General features: G+C 50.1%; 12 protein-coding genes, 1 rRNA gene and 1 riboswitch. All 13 genes read right to left on the bottom strand.

Features of this window, described 5'->3' with window-relative positions; translation table 11 throughout:
- Positions 1–18: 18 nt before the first annotated feature.
- The 13 genes from purD to rrf all read right to left on the bottom strand — a co-directional run bounded on the left by purD (position 19) and on the right by rrf (position 12,494).
- Entirely contained in the window at positions 19–1,278 is a 1,260-nt protein-coding gene (gene purD / locus OC538_RS15145) for a phosphoribosylamine--glycine ligase (RefSeq protein WP_251696624.1), read from the bottom strand.
- Between the two features lie 18 nt (positions 1,279–1,296).
- The gene (purH, locus tag OC538_RS15140) at positions 1,297–2,832 is read right to left on the bottom strand and encodes a bifunctional phosphoribosylaminoimidazolecarboxamide formyltransferase/IMP cyclohydrolase (protein WP_251696626.1); all 1,536 of its coding nucleotides are present in this window, start codon (positions 2,830–2,832) and stop codon (positions 1,297–1,299) included.
- On the bottom strand, positions 2,829–3,419 hold the full coding sequence (gene purN, locus OC538_RS15135) for a phosphoribosylglycinamide formyltransferase (protein WP_251696628.1): 591 nt from the start codon (positions 3,417–3,419) through the stop codon (positions 2,829–2,831). Before purN ends, purH begins: the two co-directional genes overlap by 4 nt.
- Positions 3,416–4,474, bottom strand: a complete 1,059-nt coding sequence (purM, locus tag OC538_RS15130) for a phosphoribosylformylglycinamidine cyclo-ligase (protein WP_251696630.1) — start codon at positions 4,472–4,474, stop codon at positions 3,416–3,418. Before purM ends, purN begins: the two co-directional genes overlap by 4 nt.
- A 12-nt stretch (positions 4,475–4,486) precedes the next feature.
- Complete coding sequence (gene purF, locus OC538_RS15125) at positions 4,487–5,914, bottom strand: amidophosphoribosyltransferase (RefSeq protein WP_251696632.1); 1,428 nt, start codon at positions 5,912–5,914, stop codon at positions 4,487–4,489.
- A complete protein-coding gene (gene purL, locus OC538_RS15120; RefSeq protein WP_251696633.1) occupies positions 5,890–8,121 on the bottom strand; it encodes a phosphoribosylformylglycinamidine synthase subunit PurL in 2,232 nt (743 codons plus the stop codon). Before purL ends, purF begins: the two co-directional genes overlap by 25 nt.
- Positions 8,105–8,791: a phosphoribosylformylglycinamidine synthase subunit PurQ gene (purQ, locus tag OC538_RS15115; protein ID WP_262177032.1), complete on the bottom strand. Its 687-nt coding sequence runs from the start codon at positions 8,789–8,791 to the stop codon at positions 8,105–8,107. Before purQ ends, purL begins: the two co-directional genes overlap by 17 nt.
- Entirely contained in the window at positions 8,788–9,042 is a 255-nt protein-coding gene (purS, locus tag OC538_RS15110; protein WP_262177029.1) for a phosphoribosylformylglycinamidine synthase subunit PurS, read from the bottom strand. Before purS ends, purQ begins: the two co-directional genes overlap by 4 nt.
- A gap of 52 nt (positions 9,043–9,094) precedes the next feature.
- The gene (purK, locus tag OC538_RS15105) at positions 9,095–10,213 is read right to left on the bottom strand and encodes a 5-(carboxyamino)imidazole ribonucleotide synthase (protein WP_262177027.1); all 1,119 of its coding nucleotides are present in this window, start codon (positions 10,211–10,213) and stop codon (positions 9,095–9,097) included.
- Positions 10,210–10,698: a 5-(carboxyamino)imidazole ribonucleotide mutase gene (gene purE / locus OC538_RS15100; RefSeq protein WP_262177025.1), complete on the bottom strand. Its 489-nt coding sequence runs from the start codon at positions 10,696–10,698 to the stop codon at positions 10,210–10,212. Before purE ends, purK begins: the two co-directional genes overlap by 4 nt.
- Positions 10,699–10,868: 170 nt before the next feature.
- A riboswitch (purine riboswitch) is annotated at positions 10,869–10,969 on the bottom strand.
- Between the two features lie 84 nt (positions 10,970–11,053).
- Positions 11,054–11,245, bottom strand: coding sequence for an NETI motif-containing protein (locus OC538_RS15095; RefSeq protein WP_262177023.1), 192 nt, complete (start codon positions 11,243–11,245; stop codon positions 11,054–11,056).
- Positions 11,242–11,769 (bottom strand): DUF2179 domain-containing protein, encoded by a 528-nt coding sequence (locus OC538_RS15090; RefSeq protein ID WP_251696645.1) that lies wholly within the window; start codon positions 11,767–11,769, stop codon positions 11,242–11,244. The genes OC538_RS15095 and OC538_RS15090 overlap by 4 nt, the downstream gene beginning before the upstream one ends.
- Before the next feature lie 609 nt (positions 11,770–12,378).
- Positions 12,379–12,494: ribosomal RNA gene (rrf, locus tag OC538_RS15085) — 5S ribosomal RNA — on the bottom strand.
- Between the last annotated feature and the right edge of the window lie 55 nt (positions 12,495–12,549).

Here is a 12,549-nt window from a genome sequence, read left to right as displayed (position 1 = left end):
CTGGACAACCCCTTTTATTCATTTACTTTGGAATGCGCGCCAACCGATGTCCATCCGGTAGAAAAATCCATTCCATTCGGTTTGATTCAATCTTTCGTACACTAGAGTTTTCGCCTCTTCCAACGTTTCCGCTTTTGCCGCAGCGAGCAGAACTCTTCCGCCATTGCCGACAAAATGAGCATCAACGGCTTTCGTGCCGGCATGGAAAACGTCTAGTCCGTTCAACACATTAAGATTGGGAAGTCGCGCCCCATTCACAACGTTGCCTGGATAACGGTCGGACGCGATGACAACACCAAACATAGCATCATCATGCCACTCCAATTCAAATGGCTCTTTATTCATAAGCGCCATCATGAATGCCCCGAAATCCGAACGCATTCTTGGCAACACAACCTGTGTTTCCGGGTCACCGAAGCGTGCGTTGAACTCGATCACTTTCGGTCCTTCTTCCGTCAAGATGAGTCCCGCGTACAGGATTCCCGTGAACGGCGTCCCTTCTTCCGTCATGGCATGGACTGTCGGAACGACGACTTTCTCATACGCTTCTTCAATCACATGCTCCGGAATATGCGGAACCGGAGAATAAGCACCCATCCCGCCTGTGTTCGGCCCTCTATCGCCATCATACGCACGCTTATGATCTTGCGCGATGACCATCGGGTAGATCTGTCCATCATGGATGAAAGACATATACGAAAACTCTTCGCCGTCCAGGAATTCCTCGATGACGACGCGGGAAGATGACTCCCCGAAACGCTGATTGCCGATCATATCGTCAACTGCTACAATCGCTTCCTCCAACGTCATTGCGACAACGACGCCTTTCCCCGCTGCGAGTCCATCCGCTTTTACGACAATCGGCGCACCTTGCTGACGGATGAACGCCTTTGCTTCCTCAGCGTCCGTGAACGTCCCGTATGCTGCCGTCGGGATACCGTATTTACTCATTAATTCCTTTGCGAAAGACTTGCTGCCCTCGATTTGAGCAGCAGCCTTCGTCGGTCCGAAAATACGCAAGCCTTTTTCTGAGAAAAAATCGACGATCCCTTCCGCCAACGGCTGCTCAGGACCTACAAACGTCAAGTCAATCCCTTGCTCGATAGCGAATGAAGCTAGCGCCTCAAAATCAGCCGCATCGATTCCGATACATTCCGCATCGTTCTTCATGCCGTCGTTTCCGGGTGCAACATATACGTTTGAAACGGATGGCGATTCATTGAACTGCCTTGCAATCGCATGCTCCCGGCCTCCGCTGCCGATTACGAGTACTTTCATCTGTATCTTCTCCTTCAATCAATGTTTGAAATGACGTACGCCTGTGAATACCATTGCAATGCCATATTCATTCGCCTTCTTGATGGAATCCTCGTCCTTCACGGATCCCCCGGGCTGGATGATTGCCGTAATGCCCGCTTTCGCTGCCGCTTCCACGGTATCATCCATCGGGAAGAATGCATCCGAGGCTAGCGCTGCGCCTTTCGCACGTTCTCCCGCTTGCGTTAATGCAATCGCAGCAGCTCCGACACGGTTCATCTGCCCCGCTCCAACGCCGAGCGTCCTTTGCGAATCAGATACGACGATCGCATTCGACTTCACATGCTTGACGACTGCCCAACCTAACTTCATTGCTTCCCATTCAGATTCCGTCGGTTCACGGTCTGTTGCAACTCGGATCTCTGCATCGTCAAAGCCGTATGCGTCAGGTTGCTGCATGAGCAGTCCACCTTCAACCGACACTGTATTCCAAGCTTCTTGCTTATGCTGTTCAAACGGGATTGTGAGTAGACGGATGTTTTTCTTCTTCGTCAATACATCAATCGCTTCGTCTGTGAACGAAGGCGCGATGACGATTTCGAGGAAGATGCCCGAGAGCTTTTCAGCTGTTGCATCATCCACTTCACGGTTCAAGGCGATAATGCCTCCGAAGATGGAAACCGGGTCGGCTTCGTATGCTTTATTGAACGCCTCGGCGATTGTTTCTCCGACACCTACGCCGCAAGGGTTCATATGCTTAACTGCCACTGCCGCCGGTTGGTTGAATTCCTTGACGATTTGGATGGCCGCATTGGCATCTTGGATATTGTTATAGGAAAGCTCTTTTCCGTGAAGTTGCTCCGCATTCGCGATGGAGAAATCTGAACCGAGCGGACGGCTATAGAACGCCGCTTTCTGATGCGGGTTTTCGCCGTAGCGGAGCGGCTGTTTCAACTCGTATGTAAACGTCACTTGCTCAGGGAATTGTTCGTCTGCAAGGTCAGTCAAATATCCGGAAATGAGTGCATCATACGCAGCTGTATGACGGAAGACCTTCGCTGCAAGGCGGCGGCGTGTTTCAAGTGTCGTCTGCCCTTCCGTTTGCAGCTCTTCAAGTACTTGGCCGTAATCTGCCGAATCGACGATGACTGTGACGTAGGCGTGGTTTTTTGCGGATGCACGAAGCATTGCCGGACCGCCGATATCGATATTTTCAATTGCGTCATTGATGGCTACGTCAGGTTTCGAAATCGTTTCTTTAAATGGGTATAGGTTCACGCAGACAATATGGATCGGCTGGATGCCGTGTTCTTTCATTTGCGCTTGATGTGCCGCGTCGTCCTGCTTTGCCAGCAGTCCGCCGTGGATCATCGGGTTGAGCGTTTTGACGCGGCCTTCCATAATTTCAGGGAAGCCCGTCACTTCATCGACCGCCGTCACCGCGACGCCGTTTTCCTTCAGATGTTTCATTGTTCCGCCGGTTGACAGAATTTCATAGTCGAGTGCTTCTAGTGCTTGAGCGAATTCTAAGACTCCGTTTTTGTCCGAGACGCTGAGCAATGCCCGTTTTTTCACGAATGAATCCCTCCGTTTGTTAAGATCAACTTCTGCAATGTTTCTTTATAAAGCACATGCTCCACCGCATGTATCGCCTGTGCTGTCAATTCCGCATCGCCTTCCACGACAGGAACCGCCACCTGCGCGAGGATCGGCCCCGTATCCATCCCTTCATCAACAAGATGGACGGTGACGCCGGTAAGTTTCACACCGTGGGCGATTGCCTGTCCGATTGCGTCTTTCCCCGGGAATGAAGGGAGCAGCGACGGATGGATATTGACGATCCGTGAAGGATACGCGGCCAACAACGTCGGTCCGATGAGCCTCATGTATCCAGCAAGCACAATCCATTCAACTTCCTCTTCATGCAATATATCGAGCAAAGCTTCCTCATACGCCTGCTTCGACGGGAAGGCTTTCGGTTCTACTGCGACGACTCGAATGTCCGTCTGTCTCGCCCGTTCAATGACGAACGATGCGGGCCTGTCTGTCATGACGAGGACGATTTCCGCGTCCAGCTCGCCTTCCCGGCATGCTGTTTCAAGCGCTTCGAAGTTGCTGCCGCTGCCGGAAGCGAATACCGCGATTCTTGCTTTTCCGTTCATTCTGCTAAGCTCCCATCATGATCGCCTTTGAAAACGACTCCCGATCCGCGCACGACACGACCGATTTCGTATGCATCCTCACCGTGTTCCGCAGCAATTTGAATGGCTCGCTTTGCTTGTTCTTCTGGAAGGGCGATAACGAACCCAATTCCCATATTGAAGACGCTGTACAAGTCTTTATCCAATAGATCGCCTTTCACTTTCAGCATTTTAAAGACAGGCAGCACTGGCCATGATCCGAGATCTACTTCGACACCGAACCCTTCACCGAACATTCTCGGAAGGTTCTCATAAAATCCTCCGCCCGTAATATGCCCCATCGAATGGACGTCAAGCTCCCCATGGATTTGCATGACAGGCTTCGCATAGATCTTCGTCGGTTCAAGCAAAGCGGCTCCGACCTTGCCGAGCTCCTCGAACCCAGCGATATACTCATCAATCTTATACCCTTGCTCTTCCAGAACGATCTGACGTACGAGCGAGAATCCATTCGAGTGGATGCCGCTTGAAGCGATGCCGACAAGAACGTCCCCTTCAGCGACTTTCTCCCCTGTAACGACCTTGCTCTTTTCACAGGCACCGACCGCAAATCCAGCCAAGTCATATTCATTCACATCATAGAGTCCTGGCATTTCAGCCGTCTCTCCGCCGATCAGCGCAGCACCCGACTGCACGCAGCCGTCCGCAATTCCCTTGACAATTGCCTCAACTTTTTCAGGGACCGCTTTACCAAGTGCGATATAGTCCAAGAAATAAAGCGGCTCCGCTCCTTGGGCAACGATATCATTCACGCACATCGCGACACAGTCGATGCCGATCGTATCGTGCTTATCCGCCATGAACGCCAATTTCAATTTCGTGCCGACGCCGTCTGTGCCGGAAATGAGCACTGGCTCTTTATAGTTAAGCTCCGAAAGATCGAACATCCCTCCGAAACCGCCGAATGCACCTGCAACGCCTTTCCGCGCCGTACGCGCGACATGCGACTTCATCCGTTCAACCGATTCATAACCCGCCTCGATATTGACTCCCGCTTTTTCATACGCCTTTGACATGGAAGTTCCTCCTTATCGCCCGATTTCTTTTTCGTGTGGCAATACTGTATCCGCGTAAATTTCCGTCGGATATTCACCTGTGAAGCACGCAAGACATTGTCCGCAATTTTTCATTTCAGACGGTCTGCCGATTGCATTCAGCATCCCTTCCGCTGAAAGGAACGTCAGTGAATCAGCGCCGATCAATTCCCGCACTTCATCAACAGAACGTCCTGTCGCAATCAATTCGGAATCCGTACTGATGTCAACGCCATAGAAGCAAGGGCTGACGAGCGGAGGCGCCGCAATGACGACGTGCACTTCTTTCGCACCCGCATCCCTCAGCATTTTGACGATCCGTCTCGAAGTCGTCCCGCGGACAATCGAATCGTCCACCATGACGACCCGCTTCCCTTCGACGACTTGATGTACTGGAGAAAGCTTCATCTTCACGCCTCTTTCGCGCATCGCCTGCGTCGGTTGGATGAACGTCCTACCGACATACCTGTTCTTAATCAACCCAAGTTCGTACGGAATGCCACTTTCCTCGGAAAACCCAATCGCTGCAGAAATACTTGAATCCGGAACGCCCGTCACGACATCCGCCTCGATGTTGACTTCCCTTGCAAGCTGCTTGCCGCACCGTTTCCGCGCCATATGGATATTGATGCCGTCGATATCCGAATCCGGTCTTGAAAAATAGACGTATTCCATCGAGCAGATTGCCCGGTCAGCAGCTTCCGCGAATCGATCGGAATGCAAGCCTTTATCATTGATGACGATCAACTCGCCCGGTTCAACCGAACGGATCGTTTCTGCGCCGATCAAATCGAACGCGCATGTTTCAGACGCAACAACCCATGCATCTCCTAATTTCCCTAGGGACAATGGCCGCAACCCGTTCGGATCCTGAGCGACGAGCAAACCATCTTCCGTCAACACGACGAATGCGAAGGCACCTTTCAACATCGACAGCGCCTTTTTCACCCGATCCCGCTGCGTCAAAGAACCGCTGCCGCTCCGTTTAATCAAATGGGCAAGCACTTCCGTATCGGAAGTCGTTTGAAAGATGCTTCCTTGCTTTTCAAGACTCTCCTTCAAATCCTTCGCGTTAATTAAATTGCCGTTATGCGCAATCGCCAAACTGCCTGTCATGGAACGGAAGACGAGTGGCTGCACGTTTTCAGCGCCCCGCCCCTCCTCCGTCGTGTAACGGACTTGGCCGATTGCCGAACGTCCCGTCAAGCTTTTCAATGCGTCACCGGAGAACACATCATTCACAAGGCCTTCCCCTTTAACGACATGAAATCCTTTGCCATTCTTCGTTACGATACCAGCACCTTCCTGCCCGCGGTGCTGCAGCGCGTGTAAGCCGTAATAGCTCAGCTGCGCCGCATCTTCATGGCCCCAAATGCCGAACACGCCGCATTCTTCGTTCAGGCCTCTGAGTTCAGCAAGCATGGAATTGCCCCTTTCCAATCGGAACGGAATTCTTCCACCGTCCCGTCAATCAACACCGCATCGTTATCGCCAGTAATTACGATTTTATTTTGATCGGTAACTGTACCGATTTTCACTGCATCCGTTACGATCGCTTCAAACGCTGTCGCAAGTTCTTCTTTTACCGTCACGAGGAAGCGAGATTGCGTCTCACTGAATAACGCTGTCACCGCCGAACCCGTCACAGTCACTTCTGCTCCGAGACCTTCCGCGTCAAATGCCTTCTCGCAAAGTGCAATTGCGAAACCGCCTTCCGACAAATCAGTAGCGGACTGGACGAGTCTGCTTTGGATCGCTTTCAAAAGAGCCTGTTGACGAGTTGCTTCTACTTCCAAGTCGATAGCAGGCGCTTTCCCGAAAATCGTGCCATGGATCATTTGTTGAAGCTCACTTCCGCCGAATTCCGTTGCCGTCTCGCCAATCAAGTAAATCGCGTCGCCCGCTTGTTTAAATGAAGTCGTCGTCACTTGCGACAGATCATGCACGAGGCCAACCAAGCCCATCGTCGGTGTCGGATAGACTGGAACTCCGTTCACTTCATTCGACATCGATACGTTTCCGCCGATGATCGGTGCATTCAACGTTCGGCACGCCGCTGCAATGCCATCAGCCGATTTTTCAATCTGCCAGAACACTTCCGGCTTGTCCGGACTTCCGAAGTTCAGGCAATCCGTTGCCGCAATTGGTTCCGCACCTGAACAGACTAGATTACGAGCCGCTTCCGCAACTGCAATCTTCCCGCCCGTTTCCGGGTCGAGGTAAATATACCGGGAGTTGCAATCCGCTGTCATTGCAAGGCCTTTATTCGTGCCGCGTACGCGGATCACTCCTGCTGAAGAGCCTGGCGCTACGACTGTATTCGTGCGTGCCTGCGAATCGAATTGGCTGTACACCCACTCTTTCGACGCGATTGTCGGTCGTTGCAATAAAGCTGATAACGTCTCTTTTAAATCTTCGACAGCCGGCTCTTCATTTTCCATCGCCTGGAATTCACTGAAATAAGCAGGCTCTTCCGATATTTTATAGTAGACTGGCGCGTCTTCCGCTAGAATATCTGCATTAATTTCCGCGACAATCTCACCTTTATGTGTAAGTCGAAGCATTTTGTCATCCGTCACTTTCCCGATCGACACTGCTTCCAGACCATATTTCTTGCACAAGTCAATGATTTCCTGCTCACGGCCTTGCTTCACGACGACGAGCATCCGCTCTTGAGACTCGGAAAGCATCATTTCATAGGCGGTCATGCCTTCTTCGCGCTGTGGAACGAGGTCTAAGTTCAATTCAACGCCATAGCCCGCTTTCGAAGCCATTTCCGCTGACGATGAAGTCAGTCCTGCTGCACCCATGTCCTGGATTCCGATCAAAGCATCCGATTTAACCAACTCTAGGCAAGCTTCCATGAGCAGCTTCTCAAGATACGGGTCACCTGCCTGCATGACCGGCAACTCTTCTTCTTTATCAACCGCAACTTCAGAAGAAGACATTGTCGCACCGTGGATTCCGTCCCTACCCGTCTTCGCACCGACATATAGCACCGTATTATCGACACCCGATGCAATGCCTTTCTGGATATCTTCATGATTTAACAAACCGACAGCCATCGCATTGACGAGAGGACGCTTCGAATAGCAATTATCGAACTGGACTTCGCCTGCAACCGTCGGAATCCCAATCGTATTCCCGTAGCTCGCAATCCCTGCAACCGCCTGTTCGAATAAATAACGGTCGCGCTCATCTGTCAAGTCACCGAAACGCATCGAGTTCACAAGCGCTACTGGACGCGCTCCCATTGAGAAGACATCACGGATGATGCCGCCCGCTCCTGTAGCTGCGCCGATGAATGGCTCGATAGCGGATGGAGAGTTATGCGATTCCATTTTGAAGACTGCCGCCTGGTTATCGCCGATATCGACGATACCCGCACCTTCCCCAGGACCTTGCAAGACGCGCGCGCCTTCTGTCGGGAATTTTCGCAATACCGGCTTCGAGCTTTTATAAGAACAATGCTCCGACCACATCGCCGAGAACAATCCTGTTTCCGTATAATTCGGAAGACGTCCGATCATTTCGACTGCACGATCGAACTCCTCATCGGTCATACCCATTTGACGATACAGTTTTTCATCTTTGACTTGCTGCGCTGTAGGTTCATGCATGGTTGTCATTCTTCTCACTCCAGTTCTTCAGAATTGATCGGAATAAAGGCAAACCGTCCGTCCCGCCGATGATTTCCTCCACTGCACGTTCAGGCAGCGGCATCATGCCGAGGACATTCCCTTGTTCATTCAATACGCCCGCGATTTTCTCTACACTGCCGTCAGGATTGCCGTCTTCATATGTGAAAACAATGCAATTCTGCTCTTTCAATTGTGTTGCAGTGGCTGCATCGACGTAATAATTGCCGTATTCATGGGCGAAAGGAAGCGTAATTTGCTGTCCTTGCTCATAAATGCTTGTGAATGTCGATGTAGTATTTTGAACAGCCAGCTTTGCGTTTCCGCTTCTGAACTTCAATCCTTTATTCCGCAAGAAAGCACCTGGTAGGATTCCTGCCTCGACAAGAATCTGGAATCCGTTCCCTACGCCAAGCACCGGCTTGCCGGAATCCGCGAATGCCTTCAGACTGTCAATCGATTTGGAGCTTTGGGCAAGTGCGCCCGGACGTAAATAATCACCGTAGGAAGCTCCTGTAGGAATGACGACAGCATCGAAATTGTTTAGGTCTGCGTCCTGATGGCTGACGATTTCCGCGCCGACGCCGACGATATCCAAGAGGGCGTGATACATGTCCACATCACAGCTGGAACCTGGGAAACTTAGAACTGCGAACCTCATTTGCCCGCAACCTCCCCGATTTCAAAGCTATAGTCCTCGATTACTTTATTGACAAGCAGCTTATCGCACATTTCTTTTACACGCGTTTCGATTTCACTGTCCGTCCCTGCAAGCTCAAGCTCGATCAGTCTGCCGATACGGACGCTTTCGACTTCATTGAACCCTACTGTTTGAAGTGCTTCCTGAGTTGCAATTCCTTGTGGATCAACAACACTTTCGCGTAATGTTACGTAAACGTTCACTTTTGTCATGTCAATTTCCTCCCGAATGGATTAAGTTTGTCATCGATTTAATGTGTATGTGTTAAGCCCAAATGCCTGTCGAATCAATTTCTTCCAGTGTCTTCTCTAAACAATCAGTCATGATGGTCACATGTCCCATCTTCCGTTTTTCTTTCGCCTCAGCCTTCCCATATAGATGGATCGACCAATCAGGATGATTCATAACCACTTTCTTCAAAGGTACGACATGCTCACCGAGCACATTCACCATGACGGACGGCGCCCACAGCCTCGGCTTGCGCAATGGCCAGCCGCACACCGCACGGATATGCTGATGGAACTGTGATACATTGCATGCCTCAATCGAGTAATGGCCTGAATTATGAGGACGCGGTGCTAGCTCATTGATGACAATTTCATCGTTATCGAGCACGAACATTTCCACTGCCAGCGTTCCGACAAGTTCCAAGTGATCCGCGATTTTTTTCGCTGCTTCCTCCGCCTTATCGATGACTGCCTCGGCAACCCTTGCAGGAACAATCGATTCATGCAAAATATGATGCTTATGAATATTTTCCGCGATCGGCAGGCAATACGATTCCCCTTCAGGATTCCGTTGGATGATGACGGAGATTTCCGTCTTGAAAGGGACGAACGCTTCCGCAATGCAAGCTGAATGGGCGAAGAGAGGTTCCGCTAGTTCAAGATCATTAGCAGACTCAAGCTTCACTTGCCCTTTCCCGTCATAACCGCCGTACGCAGTTTTCACGATGCATGGAAATCCAACCTGTTCGATTTTTGCTATTAAATCAGTAAATGAATCAGCAGCGACATAATTGGCGACCGGCGCACCGGATGACCGTATTTCCGCTTTTTCCGCTATCCGATTTTGCGTAATTCTTACAAGTTCGGCTCCTTGAGGGACATAGGCGATTTGGCTGAGTCGCTCAAGACCCTCGTAATCGATATTCTCAAATTCGTATGTGATGACATCACTCACTTCGCCAAGCTCCTCAAGCGCTGCTTCATCGTCATACGGAGCGACGATACGGATATCTGCAATCTGGCCGCATGGTGAATCCATATTTGGATCAAGCACGGCAATCTTGAATCCGGCTTCCTTTGCAGCAAGGCCCATCATGCGGCCAAGCTGTCCGCCGCCGATGATTCCAATTGTCTGTCCCGGCAAAATCGTCTTCATAGCAACTCACCACTGCTTTCCAATGACGCATCCCTCATTTGTGTTCGACGTTCTTCAAGGCGGCTGCGCAGCTTCGAATCGTGGACGGCTAAAAACTGGGCAGCGAGCAATCCGGCATTCGTAGCACCTGCTTTACCGATTGATACGGTAGCGACCGGAACGCCTCCTGGCATCTGAACGATGGATAGCAATGAATCCATTCCATTCAACGCCTTGGACTGGACCGGAACACCAATGACAGGCAATAATGTCTTCGCTGCTACCATTCCTGGAAGATGGGCAGCACCGCCAGCACCGGCGACAATCACTTCAATCCCCCGGTCCTGCGCCTGCTCTGCATATTCAAACATGAAGTCCGGAGTACGATGTGCTGATACTACCTTCTTTTCATAATCAACGCCCAACTCGTCCAGTATGTCGCAAGCATGCTTCATCGTTTCCCAATCACTTTTACTCCCCATGATCACGCCGACTTTCGGTCCCATAGACAATCCGCTCCTTTAGTAAACTGATGAAGAATTTCACTTCGTTAATTTTCCATTAAAAAATCCTTGAATAAGCTGCCTTCCAAATGCATGGAAAGCAGTTCATTCAAGGATATTCACAATGCTCAAGATGAACGTATCCATAAGATATGGCACACCCTTCGCTGAATCCTAGAAATCGCTTTCCACATAGTCCGGACATTTACGGCGTCCTGGTAGAAACGCTGAAGCCGATCCTTCAGCATATATGTGGGTTATCGAACTACACTCAGTGTACCAACTGAATTCGAATACGTCAATAAAAAATACGAACAATAGACATTCAAGAATGACCATCGTTCGTATAATAGACATTTTACTCTTCTAAAATCCCTTTAAACTTAATGACTTGCCGGATCGGGACGTACTCGCCATCCTTCTCCATAAAAACAGGCTCCTCCATCCTTCCAGCCACGCGATAGCCTTCCGCAGCCAATCGCCGCAAACAATCATCAATTGTCTCGTCTTCTCCGACTTCAAACCATACCGTTTTCTTTTTCGTACTCATTTAAATAAGTTCCCTCTCCTCACAGACTTCACCCAGAATCCTCCATGGATCGTCCTTGCTTCATATGCAATAATGAACGCCTTCGGATCAATCTGTTTTATCGTCTCATATAACTTCAATTCATCTTTCCGGGGCGTCAAAATCTGCATCGCCGAACGACTTCCTTCCAATCCGTGCGCAGACCAATCCGTCACCCCATATCCTTTCTCGCGCAACAACCTCGGCATCTCATAATCAATGCCAGCCGTAATGACATTCACGGTAATATACCCAAGCGCCATCTTCTCCTCAATCTTCGTTCCGACTATGACACCACTGCCGTACCCTAGTGCATACGCAATTATATTCTGTATTTCATTCAGATTATCCAATACCAATCCAAGACCTACAATATAGATGACAATCTCGATCATACTCACGAAGGCAGCAGAATATCGATAGCCCTTCAAAGTAAGAATCATCCTGATGGTAAAGAAGGATACATACACGATGTTTATAAGAAATATGATTAATACCATTTTCATTCTTTAGCAAACCTCCCAAGACTCGGTTGACCTTCATCGTATCGTGAGGAGCAATGGATTACAAGGAATTGCGGCTATAGGATAGTAGGTATTTTAGAGGATTTATGTATTTTTTGCTGGGGTGATGTGTGCATGTAGGCTTGAGTTGGGCGCGGAACGGTACTCTTTAGGCACGTGGGGGATCGCTTTGGGCGCGGAGGCTCGCTTTGGGCGCGGAATTGCACTCTTTAGGCGCGCGGGGGCTCGCTTTGGGCGCGGAGTAGCTGACTTTAGGCGCGGGACAATAATACATTTCTGAACTAATCCTGAATCGCGCCAAATGCCTTTGACAAATTAAAGATTTGCTATTCACAAGTAATTATAAACACAAAAAAAACCATCCCCAATTGGAGATGGCCTTTGCCCGGCGATGTCTTACTCTCACAGGGGGAAGCTTGTTCCCTGCGTAATTTACACCGTTGGCGTAAATTACGCAAAGCGGCTGCGCCGCTTTACTACCATCAGCGCTGAAGAACTTAACTATATCGGTATGCAAAGGGATAAGCTTTTAATAACCTTCTGTTGTATTTCCAAAAACAAAAAAACCATCCCCAATTGGAGATGGCCTTTGCCCGGCGACGTCTTACTCTCACAGGGGGAAGCCCCCTACTACCATCAGCGCTGAAGAGCTTAACTTCCGTGTTCGGTATGGGAACGGGTGTGACCTCTTCGCCGTCGTCACCAGACTATGTATGAACGATACTTATTCGTTCAAAACCGGATAAAACAGACATTGTTGCT

Source organism: Saccharococcus sp. Marseille-Q5394 (assembly GCF_946901335.1).
GTDB classification, from domain to species: domain Bacteria; phylum Bacillota; class Bacilli; order Bacillales_A; family Planococcaceae; genus Sporosarcina; species Sporosarcina luteola_C.
This window is presented reverse-complemented; position numbering and strand designations above follow the sequence as displayed.

Coding starts and splice junctions, on each gene's coding strand:
- purD (WP_251696624.1), bottom strand. CDS start 1,278: ATGAAAGTACTCGTAATCGGCAGCGGAGGCCGGGAGCATGCGATTGCA.
- purN (WP_251696628.1), bottom strand. CDS start 3,419: ATGAACGGAAAAGCAAGAATCGCGGTATTCGCTTCCGGCAGCGGCAGC.
- purM (WP_251696630.1), bottom strand. CDS start 4,474: ATGTCAAAGGCGTATGAAAAAGCGGGAGTCAATATCGAGGCGGGTTAT.
- purF (WP_251696632.1), bottom strand. CDS start 5,914: ATGCTTGCTGAACTCAGAGGCCTGAACGAAGAATGCGGCGTGTTCGGC.
- purL (WP_251696633.1), bottom strand. CDS start 8,121: ATGACAACCATGCATGAACCTACAGCGCAGCAAGTCAAAGATGAAAAA.
- purQ (WP_262177032.1), bottom strand. CDS start 8,791: ATGAGGTTCGCAGTTCTAAGTTTCCCAGGTTCCAGCTGTGATGTGGAC.
- purS (WP_262177029.1), bottom strand. CDS start 9,042: ATGACAAAAGTGAACGTTTACGTAACATTACGCGAAAGTGTTGTTGAT.
- purK (WP_262177027.1), bottom strand. CDS start 10,213: ATGAAGACGATTTTGCCGGGACAGACAATTGGAATCATCGGCGGCGGA.
- purE (WP_262177025.1), bottom strand. CDS start 10,698: ATGGGACCGAAAGTCGGCGTGATCATGGGGAGTAAAAGTGATTGGGAA.
- OC538_RS15095 (WP_262177023.1), bottom strand. CDS start 11,245: ATGAGTACGAAAAAGAAAACGGTATGGTTTGAAGTCGGAGAAGACGAG.
- OC538_RS15090 (WP_251696645.1), bottom strand. CDS start 11,769: ATGAAAATGGTATTAATCATATTTCTTATAAACATCGTGTATGTATCC.